This window comes from Bacillus sp. FSL K6-1338, assembly GCF_038006965.1.
GTDB lineage: Bacteria > Bacillota > Bacilli > Bacillales > Bacillaceae_G > Bacillus_A > Bacillus_A thuringiensis_S.
The window spans coordinates 3188912-3207298 of the sequence record NZ_JBBOWI010000001.1 but is presented as its reverse complement, the minus strand read 5'-3'; the positions used below and the strand labels follow the sequence as shown (position 1 = coordinate 3207298).

The window sequence follows — 18387 nt, the reverse complement described above, 5'->3', positions numbered from 1 at the left end:
TCAATTGTAATGTGTTAAAGAGGTTTCGTCTCATTACATAGGTATATATCCTCTTTAGAGCTCCCTTTTTTAATATTTAAAATATGGAGTGAAATAAAACCAATAACTCCTATTCCGCCGAAAATAAGCCATGGTGTATACATTCCGTTTAAATTGGATGTAAACGATGTCCCGGTATAGTTACCGATGATAAAACCAAATGCGAGTGATAGTTGATAAAATCCGAAGAAAGTGGCTGTATATGATTCATTACTGTAATTTGCAATAGCGATATCAGCGTTAGGTAATACGAGTGTTTCACCGATTGTAAATAAAATTACACAAATAAAGAGCCAATATGGGTGTTGAAATAAAGGAATGAGTAAAAAGGAAATACTCATTAATAAAACACCGTATTTAATAATCGAAAGTGTGTTGTATTTGTGGAATAATTTTCGGAATAATACCATAAATATGACGCCTGTTATCGCATTTATCGTAATAACGAGTGTAGCAAGTTGATTGCTATTACTAATGTTTTTCATATGAAGTGGAAGTGCGACAGTAAGCTGAGTAAACATAATATAGAAGAAAATCATGATAAAGGAAAACAGAAGGAAAGACTTGTTTTGTAAGATGGCCTGTATTCCTAATGTAATAGACGTGTTTTCAGTAGTGACATGGAAGTGATTTTTAAGTAAGTAAAAGATAAAAGCAAATAACAGCATAAGAGATCCTGTTAGAGAGAAAGCGTAGAGTGGATCGAGTAAGAGTAAGAACCCTCCTGCAATTGGTCCGATTATTGCACCGCAATTAAAGCTAAGGTTTAAATATGTAAATAAATTTTTTCTCAAATGAGCTGGCTGTGCGCCAAATATAGCGCGAGCGGCAGGTTCGTAAAATGCAGTTCCGAAGCCAATAAGTGCAGAAGAAATAGAAATTGTATAGAAATCAGAGCATATTCCTAAAGCGATAAATCCGATTCCTCTCAAAAATAAACCAGCTATCATCATAATGATATAGCCTATTTTGTCAGCAATTAACCCTGAGAATAATGGGATAACTCGTGATGTAATTGTCATAACCGTCAACACTGTTCCTACTTGGACAGCAGAAAAATGAAGAAAGGTTAATAGATAAATAGCTAAAAATGCGTATACTGCAAAATACCCAAAAGACATAAAAAATGAAGAAATAAGCATGAAACGTATCGGTGTTGAGAAACTTTTCATAGAAATCTCCCTAATTATGTAACCAGTAAAATTATTTGATGGTTAACTATTTTATACTATAATTATACATAAAGTCAGAAAAAAGTAAATTTTAAGAAGAAGGTGGATCGAATTGAATCAAAACGCTCCAAATGAACTAGAATATATTCGGGAATTTTTAAATACATGGAGAATACCAAACGATACGAGAGAGCCAATTGATTTGCTGCAAACAAAAGAAGATATAAAGCTCTTTATGAAAGAATATTTTGATGAAGAGTTTCCATTTCATACGATAGAGGAATTAAGAGGTTTTCGAGAAGATATTCGGATGACAATTGAAGGCGAAGGATCATTGCAAAAATGGTTAGAGAAATACCCATTTCATGTACATATAAAGGAAGATATGAAAGGTATTACATATGAACCAGTATATGAAGAGAATGTGTATACAAAAGTGCTAAGCATTGTGTTAATGTCAATTCAAGAAAATGTGTGGGGAAGGTTAAAAGCATGTCCAGATTGTCGCTGGGTATTTTATGATTATTCGCGAAATGGAAGTAAAAGATGGTGCGGTATGTATGCTGGAGAAGAAGGAGGAAGAGCATGCGGGACGATTGCAAAAGTGAAAAACTACCGGGCGAAGAGAAAAGGGCGATCTGGTTATGATATGTAAGTAATATTAGAGAAAGAAAAATGGATGGGGGGAATGATATGGAAGGCACACAAATGTTAGCTTTAAACAAAAAGTGTTGGGATACAGTTGCACCATATTTCTTTCAAGTGAACAAATTAAAACAGCGAATAAAACGTAAAAGCGTTGGAATCCAAAGTTAATATGCGGAGCAATGGAAGAAGAAGGAGATATTCAGAAAGGGTATTTTGATATTATATATTCCATTTATGCATTAGGTTGGACTTCAAATTTAGGAAAAACAGTAGAGTTTATATATTCCTATTTAAAGCCAGGAGAAAGTTTTATTTTTAGTTGGGAGCACCCAGTATATTCAAACTTACAATATGGTACAGAAGAAGTTGCTATAAAGTCTTCTTATCATGAGGAAACGTCCATTACGTTTGAAACATTTAAAGGAGAAAATGTACAAGCGATATTATATAAGAGAAAAATAAGTACATATATAAATGAGTTAAATAGAGCAGGCTTTATAATTGAGAGAATAGAAGAGCCTGAACCATCGAGCTCGTTTGATGGAGAACTAGCTGAGCCGTCTACGAAATATTATTCTTTATATAAAGCTAGGATGGTACCAACTACTTTTATTATTAAGGCGAGGAAATAAATTGTTTTATAAAAAGAAGCCTATCGTTTCAAATAGTTGAAATGATAGGCTTCTTTATTTTTAAAAAATAAGGTCAGAGGTGTACTTTTTTTAAAAAAATGCATTTCATATAAAAGGTGTAATGATTTTAGGGAAGGGGGATTGTTGTGCGTCATCATAAAAATTGCAAAAAATTCGGAGTGGCACTGCCTCTTCCGCTTATAGGTGCAACTGGTCCAATAGGTAATAGTGGCCCTGTAGGTCCAACTGGAGGGCATGAAGGTCCTGTTGGTCCAACAGGGACGACTGGACCGACGGGAGCAACTGGTCCCCAAGGACCTCAAGGTATCAGGGGAATACAAGGTTCGCGAGGGACAACAGGAGCGCAGGGAATACAAGGAGCTGTTGGTGATACCGGAGAGCAAGGTATAACTGGTCCAACTGGCCTCCAAGGTGCTCAAGGATTAATCGGAAACCAAGGTCCAATTGGTGATATTGGGGTACAAGGATTAGAAGGAACACAGGGAGCTACGGGTCTTGCTGGTAGTCAAGGAATACAGGGCATACAAGGAATACAAGGGGAAGTAGGTGAGCGAGGACAAACGGGGGCACAAGGAATACAAGGAGAGAGAGGGGTAACTGGAGTTCCAGGGGTAACTGGTTCCCAAGGTCCTCAAGGTGTTCAAGGGATACAAGGAGAGCAAGGGGCTACTGGTATACAAGGAGAAGACGGCGCTCAAGGAATACAAGGAATTACTGGAGAACAAGGACACCAAGGTGATCAAGGGGCACAAGGTGTAGTAGGACCAACTGGTTCTACTGGAATACAAGGTCCTCAAGGTATAAGCGGAATAAAGGGAATAACCGGTGTAACAGGCCCTCAAGGTCCACAAGGAGTTCAAGGAATACAAGGAGTAAGTGGATCCACAGGTTTTCAAGGAGCAAAAGGAGTACGAGGGATAACAGGAGCAACTGGTCCTACTGGTACACAAGGCTCAGAAGGACCACCGGGTGGTCCGACGGGAACAACCGGTCCAATTGGTCCATCTAGTGGAGTGACTGGTCCATCAGGTCCACCCGGCCCGCCAGGAGGTCCAACAGGTCCAACGGGTGCGACTGGTTCAACAGGTGTAAGCGGAGGGATAGGACCAATTGGAGCGCAAGGAGTGCAAGGTATAACAGGTCCAACAGGTCCTCAAGGTGTAAGGGGAGTCCAAGGTTCCCAAGGTGTAGTTGGAGCAGTTGGAGTCCAAGGGGCACAAGGTCCTCAAGGTAACCCAGGTATAACGGGTCCAACGGGTGCAGAAGGTTCTCAAGGAATACAAGGTACGCGTGGAGTAACTGGTCCGACAGGTGCAGAAGGCCCTAAAGGTATTCAAGGTATTCAAGGTGTAATAGGCCCAACAGGTGCACAAGGAATGGTGGGAGTACAAGGGATAGCCGGTCCAGCTGGTGTTACAGGAGCGGAAGGAGTTCAAGGTGAACAAGGAATCCGAGGAGCAACTGGTCCAGCTGGAGCGCAAGGTATACAAGGAGTACAAGGAATTCAAGGGGAAACAGGAGCAGCTGGAGCACAAGGTCCTCAAGGAGTTCAAGGGATACAAGGGACTACGGGATTGACGGGTGCACAAGGTGCACAAGGTCTTCAAGGAGTGCAAGGAATAATCGGTCCGACTGGAGCTATTGGTTTGCAAGGTCCTCAAGGATTACAAGGAATAACGGGTCCAACAGGAGTTCAAGGAGTGCAAGGAATACAAGGAGTGCAAGGAATAATCGGTCCAACAGGAGCACAAGGAATTAGAGGTCCCCAAGGAAATACAGGGGAGGTCGGTATAACTGGCCCTCAAGGAGTCCAAGGGGCACAAGGTAGTCAAGGACCCCAAGGCCCACAAGGGAATATTGGAATTACTGGTGCAACGGGTGAAACTGGAGCTACTGGAGCAACCGGGTCAACTGGACCACAAGGTGTGCAAGGTGTTCAAGGGATTACAGGAATACAAGGAATAACAGGAATGACAGGCGATATAGGCGCAACGGGTCCGCAAGGAATACAAGGTATACAAGGAATTCAAGGTTTGCAAGGCCCAATTGGAGCAAGTGGGGTGACAGGTGCTAGTGGTAGTATAGGCCCAGTTGGAGCGCAAGGTAGTCAGGGGCAAAACGGAGCGGTTGGACCAACAGGCGCAACTGGTAATGTAGGATCAATAGGTTTCTCGGGGATAGCAGGAGCGACTGGAGCGACTGGTTTACCTAGTGGGGGCGGTTATTTCTTTTCCACTGCAACGAGTACAATTGCAGCGAATGCGCTAATACCAATTAATTCTGGTTCTACAATTTTTGGAGCAGGAGTTAGTTTAACAAATGCGACAACTATAACGTTAAGTACGCCAGGGATATATTTAATAAGTTATTATTTTCAAGGGGATGCAATTTTGGGGAATGAAACGATTTCGGTAAGGCTTGTTTTAAACGGAACGCAAGTCGCAGGGAGTTTTATTCTTTATGTTACAAAAGGTAATTTTATATTAGAACCAGCGATTTCAAATACGATGGTAATTGAAGTTACTTCTCCAAATTCCACTTTGTCATTACAAAATGGTCCATTAGCTATTGGGCATGTAACGACATTAGCGGGAGTAATAACAGCTAGCTTAAACATATTACAAATAGTTTGATGCGTTACAAACGGGAGGAGATGCTTGTGAAGAATCAAGATAAGTGTAGTAAGTTTCAAGCACCTATTCCTTTTCCGCCGCCAGGTATTACGGGGCCCACTGGACCAACCGGTCCAACAGGTGCTTTAGGTGGACCAACTGGACCGCAGGGAATACAAGGCGTACAAGGTCCAATCGGTCCAACAGGTCCGACAGGAATACAAGGGGTGCAAGGGGTACAGGGAGAAAATGGTCCAACAGGTCCAACAGGTTTAACTGGACCACAAGGCTCTCAAGGTAGTCAAGGACCTATGGGAGAACAAGGCCCACAGGGAATACAAGGTGTTCAAGGAATTCAAGGCGAAAGAGGTCCGACAGGTCCAACTGGTATTCAGGGGATACAAGGAATTCCTGGTCCAATCGGTCCAACAGGTTCAACAGGAATACAAGGCATACAAGGAATGCAAGGGGAAGTCGGTCCGACAGGTCCAACAGGAATACAAGGTATACAAGGAGTGCAAGGGGACAATGGTCCAACAGGTCCGACTGGAAATACTGGTATACAAGGTGTTCAAGGTAATTTAGGAAGTAGTGGTTTACAAGGTATAACAGGAATACAAGGAATACAGGGTCTAATTGGTCCAACAGGCCCAACAGGTTCTCAAGGAATCCAAGGGGAACAGGGGCCAATGGGGCCACAAGGGGAAACTGGTGTTCAAGGTTTACAAGGTCCCCAGGGAGAAATGGGGCAGGTAGGTCCAACCGGTTCTCAAGGAATCCAAGGAGTGCAAGGTGTAATCGGTCCGACAGGGGCAACTGGTTTACAAGGGGATCCAGGTCCAACTGGATCAACCGGATCAACTGGGATAACCGGTCCGACTGGTTCTGCAACGGGTCCAACAGGAGCAACAGGTCCAACCGGTCCTCCGGGAGGCCCAACCGGTCCAACCGGTCCAGCAGGATCACCAGGGGGTCCAACCGGTCCGACAGGAGCAACAGGGGCAACAGGGGCGACAGGAGCAACAGGAGCAACAGGAATCCAAGGAGTGCAAGGAATACAGGGTCCAACAGGAGCAACCGGTTTAACAGGTTTGCAAGGGGTACAGGGGCCGATGGGGGCAACCGGTCCAACGGGTGACCAAGGCATTCAAGGTCCACAAGGGATACAAGGAGTAACCGGCCCGACAGGTCCGCAAGGTCTACAAGGATTACAAGGCTCAATCGGCCCAACCGGTCCGACAGGTCCCCAAGGAGTGCAAGGGGCACAGGGTCCAATCGGTCCAACCGGCCCACAAGGGGTTCAAGGTATACAAGGTGAGCAAGGAGTAAGGGGAGCGACAGGTCCAACTGGTTTACAAGGTCTACAAGGCGTACAAGGTCCGAGTGGCCCAACTGGCCCACAAGGAGTGCAAGGCGTACAAGGTCCGAGTGGCATAACAGGCCCAACCGGTCCTCAAGGAATACAAGGTATCCAGGGACCGCAAGGAAGTATAGGCCCAACCGGTCCTCAAGGAATACAAGGCGTGCAAGGTCCCCAAGGTCCAACAGGTCCGACAGGGGCAACGGGTCCTCAAGGAATTCAGGGAATCCAAGGTCCAATTGGTTCAACTGGTCCCCAAGGAATTCAGGGGATACAAGGAGTGCAAGGTCCAATCGGCCCAACAGGTCCAACCGGCCCTCAAGGTCTACAAGGAATAACCGGCCAGGGGGGGCCAACCGGTCCAACAGGAGCAACCGGTCCGACTGGAGAAACGGGTCCCCAAGGTCCTCAAGGAATTCAAGGGTCACAAGGAGAAATGGGTCCAACGGGAGCAACCGGCCCGACTGGAGAAACGGGTCCCCAAGGTCTTCAAGGAATCCAAGGTCCCCAAGGGATAACGGGTCCAACGGGAGCAACCGGCCCGACTGGAGAAACGGGTCCCCAAGGTCTTCAAGGAATCCAAGGTCCCCAAGGGATAACAGGTTCGACGGGAGCAACCGGCCAGACGGGAGTGACTGGTGCCACTGGCCCGACTGGAATACAAGGCATACAAGGAATAACTGGAGCAACAGGAGGAACGGGAGTAACAGGCCCAACCGGCGCCACTGGTCCAACCGGCTTAACTGGAGCAACAGGATCATCTGCTATATCGACAGGTGGTGGCTATTTCTTTTCTACATCAACAAGCACAATTGCAGCAAGTGCCAATATTCCAATTAACTCGGGATCCACTGTATATGGAACTGGTGTATCTTTAACTAGTGCTACAACTGTCACAGTATCGACGCCAGGAATATATTTAGTAAGCTACTATTTCCAAGGGGACGCGACTGGTGGGAATGAAGTAGTATCTGTAAGATTACTATTAAATGGAACACAAGTAACAGGGAGTTTTATACAAAATGTAACGACATCAACTGTAGTATTGGAACCATCTATTTCAAATACGCTTCTTGTAAATGTAGCTAGTGCAAATTCAACGTTTATATTACAAAATGGCCCGCTCGGTGTTGGGCATGTGACTACAATAGCAGGTACGATTACGGCAAGTTTAAATGTAGTGAGAATATTATAAGAAATATAAAAACACAAGGAATGTCTTTTTAGACACACCTTGTGTTTTTGATGTTAAATGAACAATTTTTTATCCTGCATTAACGGGCAGTAAGACACCCACTACAAAATTCAGCTAGAGTAAAGAAGTTAGGTGATAGATCAACGGACCGTAAAAGCCCGATTGGTTTAACTAATAATCAGTGGGGATGCCCCCACTGATTAAAGTTTTGCTTTATCTTTTTGGCTGAAAAATATGTTGAAAGAAGTATTTGTGATGTAAGTTATCTACAATTTTATTTGCTTGATATGTGCGATGTTGTTCGAGTCGAAGTCTTTGCTCCATCATTTTTATTGCGTGATCAGATAAACGTAACATAATACATATCTCCTTTTCTATAAATATAGGTGACTATTTGATATCGATCCCATATTTATAATTAAGGAGGCAAAATGTGTAACATAGGCAAAAAGCACCTTCCTCTCCCATTACGCTTACGAGGTTAGCTGTCGGACTCGGGAAGTGAGAGTTTCCCTACTTAAAAAAAGATTCGCCCCAAGTAGCATAGCTACAAAATTGGTTCCCCCGCTCCAAAATTTGGACTCAGCAAAAGGTATTATAAGGTAAAAGGTAACATAAATAAAACGATTAGTCAAATTATTTTATTTTTTCTGTTTTTTCAGTTGTGTAAGTACTATTCCATCAGGTAGTTCGGTGTATGTTACTTCAAGGAAGCCGTGTTTTTTATATAATGCGATAGCAGGGGTATTTGCTTTACCTGTTTGTACAATGTATGTCATAGAAGAAGGGAACATGTTAAATATATAAATTAGGAGTTTCGTCGCAATTCCTTTTTGAAAAAAATCGGGCGATACAACTAACCTGTGGATATCAATTAGTTTTTCTTCTTGTACAAAAGAAATAAAGCCGACAAGTTTATTTTCAGAAAAATATCCATAGAATGTTTCAACGCAACTTTGAATATCGTTTACAGTATCATATAAACGGGGTATGGCAGTACTATTTAAGTAGTCCCCTTCAACTTTATAGGCTGGAATTTGAACTTGTAAAATGGATGTTGCTACTTCAAAAGAAGTGGAATTTAACTTAAGAATCATAGATAATGAAGCCTCCTTTGAATATGGTATATTAATATAATTGCTTTATGGGTGAGTTTGACAATATTTTTCTTTTTTGCATATAATATATGTATCTCCATATGTAAAATAGTAGTAAATATATTTCTATAGTGAAATATGATTAGCAATGATAAATACATATGTTTGTATTGAATCATACAAACTATAATAGAAATGGAGGACTAAAAATGGGATGGATTATCACATTAATAGTTGGTGCTATTATAGGTGCAATTGCTAGTTCTATAACGGGTAAAAATTTCCCAGGTGGTATGTTCGGAAATATTATCGCAGGTTTATTAGGTGCTTCGTTAGGTGGTAGATTATTTGGATCCTTTGGGCCATCATTTGGTGGGATTCATGTCGTGCCGGCATTATTAGGTGCAATCGTGTTAATTCTTATTGTATCATTTGTAGTGAAAGCTGCAAGGAAATAGAGATATAGATTATGATGAAGAGCCCTGAATAAGGGCTTTTCATCATTCGAAGAGGTGGTTTCATTGGAGAAAATAAATATAAGAAAAAGAGATAAGTTAAGAAAGTTTTTTAGAGAACAAAATTATTTGGCGGTATTGCTTGGATTTGCGTTATTGTTTATTAATATTTTATTACTAACAAAAATATCATTTGTTTTTACACCGTTTATCGTATTTTTAAAAACAATTTTCTTCCCAGTACTATTGGCAGGCGTGCTATTCTATATTTTGCATCCATTCGTTTCACTTTTAGAAAAGAAAGGTGTTTCAAGAATCGTATCGATAGCCTCAATATACTTAATAGTAATCGGATTATTTGTGTTTTTAGTTGTAACTGTTATCCCTATTATTAAAGATCAAATTGATGCATTAATTGATAACTTACCGTACTTTGGCCATGAGATTGAACAAGCAGCGCGTAGATTCGGGGAAAGTAATTTACTTGGTAAAATTCAGGAGAATTTAAATATTAATGTTGCGAATATGGTAAAAGACTATACAGTTGATTTTACAAAGTCATTATCATCAGTAACTGGGAATGTAACTGGATTCTTGAGTACTGTTACAGAGGTTGTTTTAACATTTGTAATGGTTCCATTTATATTGTTCTATCTTTTAAAAGATGGCGAACAATTGCCGAATCACTTCTTAAAATTCATTTCAGAACAAAGACAACCAGCAGCAATGAGAATACTAGATGATATGCACTATGCGATTAGCTCGTATATTAGAGGGCAAATTATCGTGAGCTTGTTTATCGGTATTATGCTATTAATCGGTTACCTTATTATCGGTATTAAATATGCGGTACTACTTGCGATTTTAGCGATGATTGTAAATATCGTTCCGTACGTAGGACCAATTATTGCTATTACACCAGCGTTAATTATCGCATTTATTGACTCGCCAGCAATGGTGTTAAAAGTAATCATTGTTATGATGGTTGTACAATTAGCAGAAGGTAAATTTATTTCTCCTCAAGTAATGGGGAAAAAGCTAGATATTCACCCAATTACAATCATATTTATCATTTTAACTGCCGGAAACTTATTCGGGATTATGGGCATTATTTTAGCCATTCCAGGATACGCGATATTAAAAGTGTTAGTTACGCACGGTTATAGATTTGTTAAGTTGAATACGTGAAAAAAGAGCTAAAACAGTGGGAACTGTTTTAGCTCTTTTTTATTAACAATTCATTTGCATATTGGCGCGCCCATTGATCCGCTTCTAATATAGCATCTAGTGAAAGGTCTTTTACGTTATGATGAGCTTCAACTGTTTTGTAAATTGTTTTTTCAATATCGAAAAAGACAATTTCATTTTTTAAGAATCGTGCATTCGCAATTTCATTTGCTGCATTTAATACAGCGGGAGTAGTACCACCGATTTTGCCACATTCATATGCGTATTGTAGACAAGGGAACTTCTCTAAATCTGGTTTTTCAAAATGTAAACTACTGATTTCTAATAAATTTAATTTTTTATAGGAAGAAGGTAGCCGAGTAGGATAGTGAAACGCATATTGAATAGGCATTCTCATATCAGGAGCACCGAGCTGTGCCATAACTGATCCATCAATAAATTCTACTAAAGAATGAATGATGCTTTCTTTATGAATCATTACATCAATTTTTTCATACGGAATATCAAATAGCCATCTCGCTTCCATTACTTCGAATCCTTTATTCATTAATGTGGCAGAATCAATCGTTAGTTTTGCGCCCATTAACCAGTTTGGATGTTTTAAAGCGTCCTTAGCTTGTAACGTTTGCATTTCTTCACGTGTTTTATCACGAAAAGCACCACCGGAAGCTGTTACAATTAACTTCTCAATCTCTTTATTATTTTCTCCGTTTAAACATTGGAAAATAGCTGAATGCTCACTATCTACTGGAATTAAGCGACATCCGTTTTGTTTCGCTAGTTCAGTTACGATATGTCCAGCTGCAACTAAAGTTTCTTTATTAGCAATAGCGATATCTTTCTTCGCTTTTAATGCTTCAATTGTTGGGAGTAATCCTGAAACACCGACAACAGAACTTAATACAAGATTTGAATCAGGGTGAGTAGCTACTGCAATTAAGCCATCAGTCCCGTGTGTGATTTTTGTATTTGCTGAAATACGCGTACGAAGCGTGTCTGCTAAGTCTTTTGTCGCAACGCTTACAATACGAGGTTGAAACGTTTTGATTTGTTGCTCAAGAAGATCAATGTTATAATTTGCGGTTAAACCGACGATTTTGAAATGTTCAGGATAAGCTGAAACGACATCTAATGCAGATGTGCCGATGGATCCTGTGGAACCTAAAATGGATATATATTTTACCATGAAAAAACCTCCAAAGTTGTTTTGAATATTTCTGCAAACCTATATAAGATTAGACAATTGAAGTGGAAATTCCTGCTATATAAAATAGAAAATTCGGGTTTGTTTGGAAGTGGAATGTGATAAACTGTAAAAAAATAACGAAAAAGCAATGAAAGAGAAGAGTACATATTCGAAACTTTTCAGAGAGCTGATATGTGGTGAGAATCAGTAAGGGATGAATATGGAATGGGCTCTGGAGCTTCTAACTGAAATGAGTAGGTAAAGACGGTTACTTCACGTTAAGAAGTTGAAGTGAGCTATAATGATAGCTAATTAAGGTGGTACCGCGGGAGTTTCTCGTCCTTTTTAAGGATGAGAGGCTCTTTTTATTTTGAGAAAGGAGGAGTTAGTGTGAGTGAAAAAATAATGTTAACAGGAATTAAGCCGACAGGTTATCCGCATTTAGGAAATTATATTGGCGCGATTAAACCTGCATTACAAATGTTAAAGAATAATGAAGGAAAAGCATTGTACTTTATAGCTGATTATCATGCATTAAATGCTGTGCATGATTCAGAAAAGTTCAGCAGTTATACGAAAGAGGTAGCAGCTACTTGGTTATCGCTTGGACTTGGGGAAGATGTTATTTTTTATAGACAAACAGAAGTGCCGGAGATTCTAGAATTAGCTTGGATATTAGCTTGCTTAACTCCGAAAGGACTTATGAACCGTGCTCATGCGTATAAAGCGAAGGTGGAGCAAAATAAAGAAGCGGGTTTAGAGATAGATGCAGGAGTGAATATGGGATTATATACGTATCCGATCTTAATGGCGGCGGATATATTACTATTTCAAGCTACTCATGTACCAGTTGGGAAAGATCAAATTCAGCATATTGAAATTGCACGTGATATTGCGACGTATTTTAAGCATACATTCGGCACGACATTTACACTTCCGGAGTATGTCATACAAGAAGAAGGAGCAATATTACTAGGACTTGATGGAAGAAAGATGAGTAAAAGTTACGGGAATGTAATCCCATTATTTGCAGAGAAAGAAAAACTACGAAAGTTAATATTTAAAATCAAAACAGATTCTTCACTTCCGAATGAACCGAAAGAACTAGAAACGTTATTTATAATTTATAAAGAATTTGCGACAGAGGCTGAAATACAGTCGATCCGTGAAAAATATGAGACTGGAATCGGATGGGGTGATGTGAAAAAAGAGTTGTTTCGCGTTGTAGATCGTGAGTTAGCTGGACCTCGTGAGAAATACGCTAGGTATATGAATGAGCCAAATTTATTATACGAAGCGTTAGAAAAAGGTGCTGAGCGGGCAAGAGAAATCGCGAAGGTAAATTTAGCTGAAATTAAAAAACGGATTGGATTTGAGAGGGGGCGCTGAGCGTTCCCTTGTTTATCTATATAATATTCTTCATATTGATATGTAGAGCAAGGAATTCGCACTTCTTTTCAAAACTTATTAGTTGCATATGTTAAAAAGTATGCTAATATAGGGTTACTTATTAAATGTGTTTAATAAGTATAATTTAAGTCACTTATTAAAGAAGTTTAATAAGTGGATCTCATTCAATAAAAAAGGAGATGAATGTATGAAAACGGAGAAAGAAAAGATGGTGGCAGGAGAAATGTATATGCCAGATGATGAAGAGTTAGTAGCTGATAGAACTGAAGCAAAACGTTTAACACGCCTTTATAATGAGGCGATGGAGATAGGAGATGAAAAACGTTTTACGTTATTAAATCAGCTTTTAGGTTCTTCAGCTGATGGGAAAGCCCAAATTAATCCTGATTTTCGTTGTGATTATGGCTACAATATCCATGTTGGAAAGAGCTTTTTCGCAAATTTTAATTGTGTGATTTTGGACGTTTGTGAAGTGCGAATCGGTGATAATTGTATGTTTGCACCAGGTGTTCACATTTATACTGCTACGCATCCGTTGCATCCGGTAGAGCGGAACTCTGGTAAAGAATATGGAAAGCCAGTAAAGGTAGGTAACAATGTTTGGGTTGGCGGGGGAGCTATTATTAACCCTGGTATTTCAATTGGAGACAACGCTGTAATTGCTTCAGGGGCAGTTGTGACAAAAGATGTACCTCATAATGTAGTAGTTGGTGGTAATCCAGCTAAAGTTATTAAAACGATAGAAGAATAAAGGGCGTTTTCAACAGTTCGTAAATTATCGTATAGACAATGTGAAAGGTGTTTCATATGGAGAAATATAGTGCGGACAATCATAAAAAGAGATTACTTGCCTCTCGAAATGCTCTTTTTCTCTTATTTGCTTTGCCAGGTGTGGCATTTGCTACATGGATTTCAAGAACAGCAACTACTCGAGATATGTTAGCAGTGTCAAATGCAGAAATGGGCTGGATTTTGTTCGGACTATCTGTTGGTTCAATAATTGGTTTACTGAGTGCAAGCCGCTTCATTGACTGTAAGGGAGCTAGAGACGTTATTATAGGCAGTATGTTTTTTATGATTGTTGGATTGATTTGTTTAGGTATAAATATTTATTTTGTTTCTAGTATGGGGGCTTTTAGTAGCTTACTAGTATTTGGAGTAGGCTACGGATTGGCGGAAGTCGCATTGAATGTAGAAGGTTCTTCCATTGAGCAGAAATTAGGAACAACTCTTCTTCCGAAATTCCATGGCTTTTTTAGTGTAGGAACTTTAGTAGGCGCGCTCAGTGGTTCTGTCGCAGCGTCGCTTCACATCCCGATTCTGTATCAGTTTCTTGTGATTTCGGTCATATTTCTATTACTTGTATGTATGGTGTATCGTTTTCTTCCGCATGGAACAGGAAAGAAGGAGAAATCGCGGAACAAAAGGAGAGAGAAGCGTACTTCCTTACGTATGGAAAAAAAGGTGCTTTTAATTGGTCTTTTTGTGCTTGGAATGGCATTTGCAGAAGGTAGTGCAAATGATTGGCTACCTATCGTGATGGTAGATGGACATGAGCAAAGTATAGTGGCAGGTTCTATTATGTACGCAATTTTTGTATTAGCAATGACGTTAACTCGTATGTGTAGCAGCTATTTCCTTGATCGATTCGGTCGTGTCGCTGTCGTACGTGCCACTATTATGATGGCGATTCTAGGAATTTCAATCGTAATATTTGGGAGTAATTCGTATTTTCTAGCATTTGGTGTAGTACTGTGGGGGATTGGTGCAGCGCTAGGTTTCCCAATTGGTCTGTCAGCTGCTGGAGATGACCGTGAAAATGCGACTTCTAATGTTGCTGCAGTTTCTATCATTGGTTATACAGCCTTTTTAGTCGGACCACCATTTTTAGGGATACTTGGGGAAGCATTCGGAATACGTAATGCCTTGCTAGCGGTTTTATTATTTGTTCTTTTGTCTGGAATTGTATCGTCTATTACAAGAGAGAATACACCGAGCTAAATAAGGATTGCATGCAGCGGAAATATATCATCTCTATTGCTTTAGAAAATGATGTATGATATATTGTCAACGCAACTTATTAAAAGTGTTTAATAAGTATGTTGATTAAGGTGGTGAGCGATTTGAGTGAACAATTTGTTACTCAAAAATCAATTAAAGAGACGATCCTTCGCGGCATTCGTACGGCTCTTCTAGAGCAAGGAAGTGCGACGAAAGTTGAACTTAGTAATACATTAGAAATTAGTTTTCCAACGATAAGTAAATTTATAGAAAATATGAAACAAGATGGTGAAGTCACTTTAGTCGGTTTAGATGATTCAAGTGGCGGAAGAAGAGCGAAACGATATGCGTATAATCCAGAATATATGTTAGGATTAGCGATATTTTTAGAAAAAAATGAGACGAATTATACAATTTTTAACTGTTTAGGGGAAGTAAAAGAACAAGGGAGTACTTCAAGTGCATTAATTGATGCGGGACTAAGCGTATTAACAGAACATATAGAAAGTCTTATAGCTATGTTTCCAAAAATAAGTTCTATATCAATTGGTGTCCCTGGTGCGGTCGATAATGGGCGTATTTTCTATATTCCTGGATATGAAAAGTTTCAAAATTTTAATTTGAAAAGTCACTTTGAGGAACTGTTTTCTATACCAGTAGTAATAGAAAACGATATGAATGCTGCAGTGCTCGGGTATCATAAAAACACGAGGAATAATGACAATTCCTCTCTTGTATATTTGTATTCAGGTCAAAATGGCCCAGGTGCGGGGATTATGGTAAATGGAGATGTCGTACGCGGAAGTACATTTTTCTCAGGAGAGATATCTTTCGTTCCGCAGTATGATAATAAAAATTTCTTACAAGCTTTGAGAAGTGGGGATTCGCATAATTCAGAGGAATATAATATAGATGCTATTACTCGTTTAATAGCTACATGTATAGCTATTATTAACCCTCATACGTTTATCTTCTGTGATGATGAAGTGAATCAATTTGTAATAGATCAAATTGTAAAAAGTTGTCCGCAGTACATTCCGGCAGAACATATTCCGAAAATAACAGTGAGCAACTGGAAAGAAGATTATTTATATGGGTTAAAAAGCCTTGGACTTGATCTTATGATTACGAGAACAAATAAAGAAAATTAAATGTACTGGCAATGAAGCATCCAATTGCCAGTTGAATAACATAAAAGAAAAGGTGTCGATTATGAAAATTGAACATGTAGCAATTTGGGTGAATGATTTAGAAGGAATGTGTGATTTCTATAAACAGTACTTCGGTGGTGAAGAAAATAGCTTATATCACAATCCGAAAAAGCAGTTTGAATCTTATTTCATAACTTTTGAAGGTGGTGCGCGTCTAGAACTTATGAGACAAGTAGGGATAGACGATAAAATAAAAACACAAACAGTAGGATATGCGCATATTGCTTTTTCTGTAGGTAATAAAGAAAAGGTGAACGAATTAACTCATACATTAAGAGAAGCAGGGTACCCTGTGTTAAACGGCCCACGAACTACAGGGGATGGTTACTATGAAAGTGTAGTAAGTGATCCTGAAGGGAATCAGATTGAGATAACAATCTAACATTATATTTACTAATAAAAAATAAAATTTTGTTGTTCCCCCAAATGTTTACGAGAAACCTATTATTTCTGCAGAAAGGGGGACATAACATTGAGTGAAATCATTTTTATTTTCTGTATATATCCATTGCTTATTTGTATTTTTTCAATAGCTGTGACATATAAAGTAGGTACATTTTACGCGATGCCAATTGTAACATTTCTTATTTTTCTTATGTTAAGTGTTACAGTGCACGATCCAGCATTTTTCTTTTGGGTTGGCATGTATACTATTCTTTCATTTATTGTTTCTTATATAACTATCCTTTTTATAAAGGGATATAAAGTTGTAGAAAGAGAGCGTTAATATCATTTTGGGGAAATAGGGATTTACGGTGAACGATAACAACCTCATTTCACGTTGTAATGACGGGAAATGAGGTTGTTTTATTTATATTTTTAATTAGAGTGATGAAAATCGCGAAGAATCCCCTCAATGACTGGATGAAGAGTACTAGGTAACTCATCAAACGGAAAGAAACGTAATTCTTTTGACTCAGTTTTATCACATATAAGCTCCCCGTGAAATTCGCGGCAAATATAAACAACGAGTACACCATGTACTTGATCGCCGTTTGGATAGATTTGAAAGAAATCTGGCCCTGAGTATGTACGGAATAGTTCTGGATTTTTAATAATAAGTCCAGTTTCTTCAAATACTTCTCGTTTTAAAGCACCTTCTAACGTTTCGTTATATTCTAAGGCACCCCCAATAATGCCCCATCGGTTAAAATCTGTCCGAAGCTGCAGTAATACTTCATCTTTTTCATTTAATATAATGGCATGTGATCCTATTAAAATAAGTGGATGATTTCCTACTAGATTTCTCATGTCTTCAATGTAGCCCATATTTTTGCTCCTTGTATTTAATAATAGTTAGGGAGTTCTTTTAACATTCTTTCTGTTTTACGCGCTGTAAAAGCTAAGTTATGGTCATCTTTCGTTCTGAAAAATAATGTGCGTAAAAAGGTTTTAATGTTGGCGCATAAAATACAATACTCATTAAGTGAAAGGCGTTTTCTAATTTGAGGAAGCCTTTTTATTTTTTTATGAATAATAGAAATTAACTCGTTTTGAGGAAAATCATGATACAGCATTGCTAGTAATGGAGTAACAATGCGTTCATCTTCATTATTATGAAAAAGGTCAGATGGAATAAAAATTTTATTTAATAAACAATGAATTAATTCTTCGTACCATTCAAAGGTCGTATACGTATTATGAACAATTTCGGTGAAAGCATCAGATACGTGAGCAAGACAATGAGCCCATCCTTTGTTTTCAATATAGCCTCGAAAATCCGTTTCTAAGTTTGTATATGTAATGAGTTTATTTTTTATTTCTTCGATATCCTCCTCTGTACAAAAGTAGTGCGAATTAGCGAATTGGAGTATTAACGCAATTAACGAAACAGTGTAAGAACGTGTGAAAACCCCATCTGTATGTGGGGAGTAAATGTCACAATATAAATACTCATCACTTAAACAAGTTTGCAGAAGTAATTTCAGCTGATCGTCCATAAGGAATTCATGATGAATGAAATGCGCAAAACATTTATATATAAGTTGGTAACGAACGTAGCTATCAGTCGTTCCGATATACTGAAGCATGTTCAAAGTTAACTCATTTACGTCTATATGCTGTAGTTGCGTATAGTCATTTTGTTGTATAAGCTCTAACTGTTGTTGCAATGCTGTAATATCCACTGGAGAACCTCCTCCGCACTTTAAAGATGCGATC

General features: G+C 39.1%; 17 protein-coding genes, 1 pseudogene, 1 riboswitch and 1 other annotated feature. Of the genes and pseudogenes, 12 read left to right on the top strand and 6 right to left on the bottom strand.

Going from position 1 to position 18387, the window contains the following annotated elements; genetic code table 11:
• Window positions 1-14 precede the first annotated feature (14 nt).
• Complete coding sequence (locus NZ044_RS16480; protein ID WP_098506634.1) at window positions 15-1211, bottom strand: MDR family MFS transporter; 1197 nt, start codon at window positions 1209-1211, stop codon at window positions 15-17.
• Window positions 1212-1323: 112 nt separating this feature from the next.
• Here NZ044_RS16480 and NZ044_RS16475 point away from each other — a divergent pair, with 112 nt between their 5' ends.
• The 4 genes and pseudogenes from NZ044_RS16475 (at window position 1324) to NZ044_RS16460 (ending at window position 7679) form a co-directional block, all read left to right on the top strand.
• A complete protein-coding gene (locus NZ044_RS16475; RefSeq protein ID WP_044784249.1) occupies window positions 1324-1866 on the top strand; it encodes a CGNR zinc finger domain-containing protein in 543 nt (180 codons plus the stop codon).
• Between the two features lie 38 nt (window positions 1867-1904).
• Window positions 1905-2491: pseudogene (locus NZ044_RS16470) on the top strand (methyltransferase domain-containing protein).
• A gap of 146 nt (window positions 2492-2637) precedes the next feature.
• A complete protein-coding gene (locus NZ044_RS16465; protein ID WP_118961659.1) occupies window positions 2638-5145 on the top strand; it encodes a collagen-like protein in 2508 nt (835 codons plus the stop codon).
• A gap of 20 nt (window positions 5146-5165) precedes the next feature.
• Window positions 5166-7679, top strand: a complete 2514-nt coding sequence (locus NZ044_RS16460; protein ID WP_098506635.1) for a BC_3345 family exosporium-associated protein — start codon at window positions 5166-5168, stop codon at window positions 7677-7679.
• Window positions 7680-7892: 213 nt separating this feature from the next.
• Here the strand turns inward: NZ044_RS16460 and NZ044_RS16455 are convergent, their stop codons facing one another.
• Window positions 7893-8036, bottom strand: a complete 144-nt coding sequence (locus tag NZ044_RS16455; protein ID WP_000945244.1) for a hypothetical protein — start codon at window positions 8034-8036, stop codon at window positions 7893-7895.
• Between the two features lie 97 nt (window positions 8037-8133).
• Window positions 8134-8277: riboswitch (cyclic di-AMP (ydaO/yuaA leader) on the bottom strand.
• Window positions 8278-8320: 43 nt separating this feature from the next.
• Window positions 8321-8776, bottom strand: a complete 456-nt coding sequence (locus NZ044_RS16450; protein ID WP_000601235.1) for a GNAT family N-acetyltransferase — start codon at window positions 8774-8776, stop codon at window positions 8321-8323.
• Between the two features lie 209 nt (window positions 8777-8985).
• Between NZ044_RS16450 and NZ044_RS16445 the strand changes: the two genes are divergently transcribed.
• Both NZ044_RS16445 and NZ044_RS16440 read left to right on the top strand, forming a co-directional pair.
• On the top strand, window positions 8986-9234 hold the full coding sequence (locus NZ044_RS16445; RefSeq protein WP_000539733.1) for a GlsB/YeaQ/YmgE family stress response membrane protein: 249 nt from the start codon (window positions 8986-8988) through the stop codon (window positions 9232-9234).
• 63 nt (window positions 9235-9297) lie between these two features.
• Entirely contained in the window at window positions 9298-10419 is a 1122-nt protein-coding gene (locus NZ044_RS16440; protein ID WP_000411479.1) for an AI-2E family transporter, read from the top strand.
• Window positions 10420-10447: 28 nt separating this feature from the next.
• On the opposite strand, the gene NZ044_RS16435 is transcribed toward NZ044_RS16440, so the two are convergent.
• The gene (locus NZ044_RS16435) at window positions 10448-11605 is read right to left on the bottom strand and encodes a 1-deoxy-D-xylulose-5-phosphate reductoisomerase (protein WP_098506657.1); all 1158 of its coding nucleotides are present in this window, start codon (window positions 11603-11605) and stop codon (window positions 10448-10450) included.
• Window positions 11606-11744: 139 nt separating this feature from the next.
• Window positions 11745-11952 (top strand) — a binding site (T-box leader).
• A 43-nt stretch (window positions 11953-11995) separates the two neighbouring features.
• Here NZ044_RS16435 and NZ044_RS16430 point away from each other — a divergent pair.
• From NZ044_RS16430 to NZ044_RS16405, 6 genes are all read left to right on the top strand, one after another.
• On the top strand, window positions 11996-12994 hold the full coding sequence (locus NZ044_RS16430) for a tryptophan--tRNA ligase (protein ID WP_017763422.1): 999 nt from the start codon (window positions 11996-11998) through the stop codon (window positions 12992-12994).
• A gap of 208 nt (window positions 12995-13202) precedes the next feature.
• On the top strand, window positions 13203-13766 hold the full coding sequence (locus NZ044_RS16425) for a maltose acetyltransferase domain-containing protein (protein WP_000845634.1): 564 nt from the start codon (window positions 13203-13205) through the stop codon (window positions 13764-13766).
• Between the two features lie 56 nt (window positions 13767-13822).
• A complete protein-coding gene (locus tag NZ044_RS16420) occupies window positions 13823-15016 on the top strand; it encodes an MFS transporter (RefSeq protein ID WP_000417593.1) in 1194 nt (397 codons plus the stop codon).
• 122 nt (window positions 15017-15138) lie between these two features.
• Window positions 15139-16167, top strand: a complete 1029-nt coding sequence (locus tag NZ044_RS16415) for an ROK family transcriptional regulator (RefSeq protein WP_000003031.1) — start codon at window positions 15139-15141, stop codon at window positions 16165-16167.
• Between the two features lie 61 nt (window positions 16168-16228).
• Window positions 16229-16609: a VOC family protein gene (locus NZ044_RS16410; protein WP_000687550.1), complete on the top strand. Its 381-nt coding sequence runs from the start codon at window positions 16229-16231 to the stop codon at window positions 16607-16609.
• Between the two features lie 90 nt (window positions 16610-16699).
• Window positions 16700-16954: a YbeF family protein gene (locus tag NZ044_RS16405; RefSeq protein ID WP_001289513.1), complete on the top strand. Its 255-nt coding sequence runs from the start codon at window positions 16700-16702 to the stop codon at window positions 16952-16954.
• 92 nt (window positions 16955-17046) lie between these two features.
• On the opposite strand, the gene NZ044_RS16400 is transcribed toward NZ044_RS16405, so the two are convergent.
• On the bottom strand, window positions 17047-17496 hold the full coding sequence (locus NZ044_RS16400) for an NUDIX hydrolase (RefSeq protein ID WP_000540466.1): 450 nt from the start codon (window positions 17494-17496) through the stop codon (window positions 17047-17049).
• A gap of 17 nt (window positions 17497-17513) precedes the next feature.
• Entirely contained in the window at window positions 17514-18353 is an 840-nt protein-coding gene (locus NZ044_RS16395; RefSeq protein ID WP_000355454.1) for a DUF2785 domain-containing protein, read from the bottom strand.
• Between the last annotated feature and the right edge of the window lie 34 nt (window positions 18354-18387).